Annotated in this window: 3 protein-coding genes; all 3 read left to right on the top strand. The window is 37.5% G+C overall.

The window, feature by feature from the left end; all coding sequences use genetic code 11:
* A partial coding sequence (locus ABFC98_07855; GenBank protein ID MEN6445941.1) for a PEP/pyruvate-binding domain-containing protein occupies window positions 1-1,765 on the top strand: 1,765 nt, incomplete at its 5' end.
* 10 nt (window positions 1,766-1,775) lie between these two features.
* On the top strand, window positions 1,776-4,706 hold the full coding sequence (locus ABFC98_07850; protein ID MEN6445940.1) for a PEP/pyruvate-binding domain-containing protein: 2,931 nt from the start codon (window positions 1,776-1,778) through the stop codon (window positions 4,704-4,706).
* A gap of 58 nt (window positions 4,707-4,764) precedes the next feature.
* Window positions 4,765-6,096 carry an NADP-specific glutamate dehydrogenase gene (gdhA, locus tag ABFC98_07845; GenBank protein ID MEN6445939.1) on the top strand — a complete coding sequence of 444 codons (1,332 nt, stop codon included), beginning with the start codon at window positions 4,765-4,767 and terminating at the stop codon, window positions 6,094-6,096.
* Window positions 6,097-6,720 lie beyond the last annotated feature (624 nt).

Here is a 6,720-nt window from a genome sequence, read left to right as displayed (position 1 = left end):
TCAGGTTTTTCGAACGGTTCGCATTGAAAAAAACAGAGGTAAAATTATCAATTTTGATGCTGCTTCTCTTAGTGAAATGAATCAAATTATCAGGTTAACTGATGGTTCATTAGGTGGCAAGGGTCGCGGTTTGGCATTTCTTAATGCCCTCTTATGCACAATGGATTATGAAAAGAAATATGAGAATATTTCTATTTCTCTGCCCAGCACAGCTATAATTGGAACTGTAGAATTTGTTCAGTTCGTTGAAAATAATGACATTTTACAGCAAATTACCGGTAAAACCGATGAAGAAATAGACAAGATTTTCATTTCCGGAAATCTTTCCGAGCAATTGATCAAGCGTTTGGAAATTTATCTGGAAGTGGTAAAATATCCTATTGCAGTTCGTTCTTCCAGTTTATTGGAAGATTCTCAAGCACAGCCACTGGCAGGTGTTTATAGAACTTTTATGCTACCTAATAATCATCCGGATAAAGAAAAGCGGTTAAGACAATTAATGGATGCTATCAAATTGGTATTTGCTTCTGTTTATCTTTCAGAAGCCAGAACTTTTTTGGAAGCGCTGAATTTCAAAGCGGAAGAAGAAAAGATGGCAGTTATCATTCAGGAAACAGTTGGGAGCTTTCAAGAAAATCGTTATTATTATCCTCATATTTCAGGCGTAGCCCAAAGTTATAATTTTTATCCTATGGCGCATATGAAACATACGGATGGTATTGCCAATATTGCTTTGGGACTGGGCAAATCCGTAGTGGAAGGTAAATTGAATTTTAGGTTTTGCCCTCGCTATCCGGAAATTGATGTGCTGACTCCTGAAGAAATGTTACGGTCTTCCCAAAAGAAGTTCTTTGCTTTAGATTTATTAAAAAATGAATTTGACTTGACAAAAGGCGAAGAAATTACTTTGGCCAATTTGAATATTAAGGATGCAGATGAAAAGGGAACTTTACGCTATATTGCTTCCGTATGGGATTATGAAAATAACCGCTTAACAGATAATCTGGAAGCCAAAGGGATGAAGGTCATTACTTTTTCCAATATCCTGAAATATAATTATTTCCCCTTAGCGCAAATTGTATCAGAACTTTTAGAGATAGGAGAAATAGCTCTGGGTATTCCTGTAGAAATTGAATTCGCGGTAAATTTAAACACAGATGGCAGTAACAGCTATAAACCCACCTTTTACATTCTGCAAATCCGACCTTTGAGTGTTAATGTGGATGCTTATAGAATTGATGCTTCCCAGCTGAATAAAGAGGACTTACTGATGTATACTGAACACGGAATGGGTAATGGTATCATCAATGATCTCACCGATATTATATACCTTGATCCAAGTAAATTTGACAAAACCAGAACCCAGGAAATGCAGGAAGAGATAGAAAAATTTAACCAAAAAATGGAAGAACGAGGTAAGCGCTATATTTTAATTGGACCTGGACGCTGGGGTTCACGCGATAGATTTTTGGGAATCCCGGTTCGATGGCCTCAAATTAATCGGGCAAAAGTAATTCTGGAAACGGGTTTACCAGATTTTATCGTAGAGTCATCGCAAGGAACCCATTTCTTTCACAATCTGGTAGCTATGAATATTGGATATTTTACTATTCCTTATGTCTCGCAAACTGATTATATTGACCTGAACTGGTTATTAAAACAACCAGCCAGTGAAAGAGGAGAATATTTCGTCCATCTGGAATTTTCTCATCCCTTGATTGTTAGAATGGACGGTAAGACCGGTTTGGCTGTTATTCATAAATAAGGTAATTAAGATGCACTCCACAAATCTCTGGGCACGGGAAACCGATTTACTTGAGTCCTTAATGCAGCAGAAGGTAAATAATATTTTGTTAATTGCCTCCCTGTTTGATTCCTTTGTGTTTGAAGTGGATGGCTTATTGTCCGACCGTATTGCAGAATATTTTCGGTTATTAAATTTAGATACTCAGCCCAATGTGTTTCATTCTTCCTCTCTGGAAAGTGTTCGTAACCTATTAACTCTGGAAAGAATAGATATCATCATTATTCACCTTTCCTCAATGCGCAGTATTGCTTTGGAACTAATGGAAATTGTAAAAAAGGACTATCCCGATTTACCGGTTTACTTCTTATTAGGAGCTCCCCAAGATCTGATGTTTGTGGAAAACCATATTGAGGAATTAAATGAAGTGCAGGACTTTTTCTATTGGACAGGGGATGCTAAACTTTTTTTAGCCATTATCAAACTTTGTGAAGAAACAATAAATATTCCTTGTGATATTCAGGTCTATGACATTCCCATTATTATGGTAGTGGAAACATTTATTCCCTACTATTCTCAATTTTTACCAGTTCTCTATGAACAAATTATTCAGCTTTGCCTTCGGCTTATCCGTCAGGAACATCAAAGTCAGTTTAATAGCTTATATCTAAATGCGAGACCCCGAATAGTTCTACTGCATGATTATGATAGCGCCCTCAATTTCTATGAACAATATCGTCCCTCTATCCTTGGGATAATCAGCAATATCAATTATAATTACTTGGGCAGTTATCAACCCAATGGAGGGCTAAAACTATTACAAAACATCCATTCTAAAGATCCCAACTTGCCATTTTTAATGCAATCCTTTGATCCAATGTATCGGGATATTGTTTCAAGCAATGGGGGTGAGTTTTTGTTTAAGGACCTTGCTGGATTAAAAATGCAGTTACACAGATGGTTGCAATCCGAAATTGGGTTTGGTAAATTTATTTTTCGTGAAGCGGAAGGAGAAAAACTAAGCGAAGCCAATACGCTGATCGGTTTTTATCATTCTCTGCAAAATTTACCGGTTTCTTCATTAATACATCATTTACAAACAGGACAAATAAAATCCTGGTTATCAGCTCATAATGAAGTGGCTTTGGGTAATTTTCTAAAAAGCATTCCGCTAACTCTTGATCCCGAAGATATCAGAAAAATGATAGAAGAAGCATTATATTCTCTGATTTCTTTTCGGCGTCGGGAAAAAATTCAGGACTATAATGAAGAATCAGATTTTGATTTAAATTTTATCTATAAGATAGGAGAGGACTCCATTGGAGGAAAAGGTAGAGGACTTGCCTTTTTGAATGTTGCCTTAAACAGATACACTTCCATTGCCGACAATTATCCTTCTGTGAATATTTCCGTTCCGGTAGCCGCTGTTTTAGCAACTGGTATTTTTGATGGTTTTATCAATCGTAATCCGGCTTTAGCTGATATTGATACTTTGGAAAAGCTTAGCGATGCAGAAATTGATCAATTATTCTTACGGAGCGAATTACCACCCAATTGTATTTCCGCTTTACGGAATTTACTAACCAAGTGCGCAGTTCCTTTAGCCGTCAGATCTTCTTCTATTTTGGAAGATCATCTCACCAATCCTTTTGCCGGGGTTTTCAGAACTTTTTTACTTCCCAATAGCCATCTGGATTTTGAAGTTCGTTTTGATCAACTCACACAAGCAATTAAGCTGGTTTATGCTTCTATGTTTCTTAAGAATGCCAGAGCTTATCGCGAGTCCTTGAATATACCTGCTCGGGAAGAAAAGATGGCAGTCATCATTCAAAAAGTTGCTGGTTCCAGACGCGGAGATTATTTTTATCCTTTACTTTCAGGAGTTGCTCAGTCCTATAATTATTACCCCGCCATAAATACCAGTCATAAGGATGGAATTGTTTCTCTTTCTACTGGTTTAGGAAAAACAGCAGTGGAAAGAGAAAGAACTTTTGCTTTTTGCCCGGCTTATCCTAAGCTGGATATGTTTCCCCCGGAAGATATAGTTCAAAATAATCAGCGTCATTTCTATGCCATAGATATAAATCACCGGGAGGTTAATTTAAGCTTGGGAGAAGATAGCACTTTATCTCGCAATAGAATTACCCAGAATCTTTTGGAAAACGATTTGGCCATTCTAAGTTCAGTTTGGGATTATGAAAATAAAGAATTCCTCAGTGGAAAATATATAAAAGGTCCCAGAGTTATTACTTATCGCAATATTCTGCATTATGCCGAAGCACCTTTAGCTTTTTTACTAAAGGAATTTCTGGCTTTGGGAAGAGATTTGGTGGGTTGTGAAGTGGAAATGGAATTTGCTTTTGATATCAATTCCCAGACCGGGAAACAAAATTTTTATCTACTGCAAATTAGACCTATAGCCGTTAATCAACAACTTTATAGTTCCGATCTGGAGAATTTGCTGGATCAAAAAGAAAAACTGATTTTATTTTCTTCTTACGCTTTAGGCAATTCCAGCGAGGAAGACCTGAATACAATTGTTTATCTACCACCAGAAAATTTTGACATCGTAAAAACCGAACTAATGGCTGCAGAATTAGATAGCATTAACTTAAAAATCAAACCGGAAAAATATTTGCTGATAGGACCAGGTCGTTGGGGTTCCAGTGACCGTTTTTTAGGTATTCCAGTGGTTTGGAGTCAAATAACCAATGTAGCCACTATTGTAGAAGTTCTTTTACCTAATATGTCCATAGAGGCAAGCCAAGGCAGCCACTTTTTCCACAATTTATTCAGTATGAATGTTGCATATTTAACTGTAAAAGATGAAACCGATTATATTGATTGGGATTGGCTTGCTTCTTTGCCTTCTATGGATGAAGGCAATTTTTTTAAAGTAAAAAAAACGCCTTACCCCCTAAAAATTTTATTTGACGGCAGAAACGCTGCCATTATTAAGTAATTATTGTATAAAAAAATAGTTTTTTTCCAGTGGCAAAAAAACACAGGAGGTATGTGTTATGACAAAACAAGAATATCTACACCAGGTTTCAGCTAAAAATGCTGACCAACCTGAATTCATTCAAGCAGTTACTGAAGTAGTGGAAAGCATTTGGGATGTTTATGATGCTAATCCACAATACCGCAAAGCAAAAATTTTAGAGCGCCTCGTAGAACCGGAACGCATCATTATTTTCCGGGTTCCCTGGCAAACTGATGCCGGTGAAATAATGGTAAATCGCGGTTTCAGAGTAGAATTCAATAGTGCCATTGGTCCTTATAAAGGAGGATTAAGATTCCATCCCAGCGTAAACTTAGGAATTTTGAAATTCCTCGGTTTTGAGCAGATCTTCAAAAATAGCTTAACTACTCTTCCTATGGGTGGCGGAAAAGGTGGTTCCGATTTCAATCCGCGTAATCGCAGTGACGAAGAAGTTGAGCGTTTCTGCCATTCATTTATGTTAGAACTATACCGCCACATCGGTCCCAATACTGATATTCCAGCAGGAGATATAGGCGTAGGAAAACGCGAGATCGGGTTTATGTATGGAATGTATAAGAAAATTGTCAACGAAGTTACGGGTGTTTTTACCGGAAAAGGATTGGAATGGGGTGGCAGCTTAGTTCGTCCTGAAGCCACAGGCTATGGAGCTGTTTATTTTGCAGATGAAATGTTAAAAACTAAAGGCCAGAGCATTGAAGGTAAAAATGTGCTTATTTCGGGCAGCGGAAATGTTGCTCAATTTGCTATCCAAAAAGTAAATCAATTGGGTGGTAGGGTTATAACAGCATCCGACTCTGATGGTTTTATATATGATCCGGATGGAATCCAGGGTGAAAAATGGGAATATTTAATGGAATTAAAAAATGTTCGCCGTGGTCGCATCAAAGAATATGCAGATGAATTTAAGGTAAAATATTACCCTGAACAAAGACCCTGGATAATTCCTGGTCAGATTGCTATGCCCTGTGCAACCCAAAATGAAATAAACGAAGAAGAAGCCAAAACCCTTATTAAGAACGGCTGTATCTGCGTTTGCGAAGGTGCCAATATGCCTACTACCATTGAAGGCATAAAGGTATTCCTGGAAAATAAAATTTTGTTTGGTCCCGGTAAAGCCGCAAATGCCGGAGGAGTAGCAACTTCAGGTTTAGAAATGACTCAAAATTCAATGCGCATTTCCTGGTCAAGAGACGAAGTAGATGAAAAATTACACGGCATTATGAAAGCTATTCACCAGCAATGCATCAATTATGGTAAGGAAGATCAATTTGTAAATTATGTAAAGGGTTCCAATGTAGCTGGCTTTATTAAAGTAGCCAATGCTATGATGGATCAAGGTTTAGTATAAGTTATTAAAATCCGGAAGTCCACTTTTTTGGGCTTCCGGATCTTTTGTAAAATTATGGTACAATTAGATTTCTCCTTTCGTTTTACCCTTAAACCAATTATTCATTCTATCGAAAAGAGGTTAACAGAATAATTAAATATTGGTTGCCTACTTACTTACTGGCAAGACATTTGCTCGATTTAGCGTTTAAACGCAACAGCCAAATGCTCTTATGTTGCCCCAGGCATTCTGGCGTTATATTTCAGTAACGCATCAGTAGCATTTCTCTTATGAGATAACTGCATTGTTACTGCAATGTTACTGGGTTGTAAGCGAGTCCTCTGTGTGACAAGCGATTAGAGAACTCCAAATGATAAAGAAGAGTGCTTTAGCGAAAGCAGTAAAATTGTTTAGGTCTAAAAGTTATCGCAATATATGAGCTAAGGATAGTTCTTTTATCCTGTGGGAACTTTCTGCGGATATAGGGCTTGTCTTATTTAGCTAATTTTTGCAATTCTTGATAGAGTTGAGTGATTTCTGGTTCGGGATTTGCCTGGTCAAACTCGCTCTCTTCCGAGTTGGAAGGTAAGCTGAACGCCGTTTCGAGAGCGGATAATGCCTGTTTATATTCTTTCAGTTCATAGA

It is taken from the genome of Candidatus Cloacimonas sp. (genome assembly GCA_039680785.1).
Lineage (GTDB): Bacteria > Cloacimonadota > Cloacimonadia > Cloacimonadales > Cloacimonadaceae > Cloacimonas.
The sequence above is the reverse complement of the archived record's forward strand: the minus strand, read 5'-3'. Positions and strand labels throughout refer to the sequence as shown.